At 42.3% G+C, this 395-nt stretch carries 1 protein-coding gene; it reads left to right on the top strand.

The window, feature by feature from the left end:
- A partial coding sequence (locus tag EBL85_RS16940) for an ATP-binding protein (protein ID WP_190288126.1) occupies window positions 1–395 on the top strand: 395 nt, incomplete at both ends.

Genomic DNA, 395 nt, shown 5'->3' with positions numbered 1-395 from the left:
TTGCCTGACGAAAAGGCGATCGCGCAGGCTAATCAAGTTATTGCTGAGCTAGATACGGGCTTATCTGCGGCTTATACGCAGTTACGCGAGTTACTGACGACGTTTCGTCTTACGATTAAAGAGGGCAGTTTTGGCCAAGCATTGCAAGACATGGTTGAAACGCTCAGTGAACAAACTGCTGCGGACATTACGCTAAAAAATAGACTTTCATCAACTGAACTGGATGCACATCAGCAGGTTCATTTACTACAGTTGATAAGAGAAGCGGCAATTAATGCTATCAAACATGCGCAAGCAGATAATATTCACATTCAATGTCTCGATAATGATGGAAAAGTCACAGTAACCGTTAGCGACGATGGAATAGGCTTTGAACATCAAGACGAAAAATTAAA

This window comes from Marichromatium sp. AB32 (genome assembly GCF_003718675.1).
Classification (GTDB): domain Bacteria; phylum Pseudomonadota; class Gammaproteobacteria; order Chromatiales; family Chromatiaceae; genus Marichromatium; species Marichromatium gracile.
The sequence above is the reverse complement of the archived record's forward strand: the minus strand, read 5'-3'. Positions and strand labels throughout refer to the sequence as shown.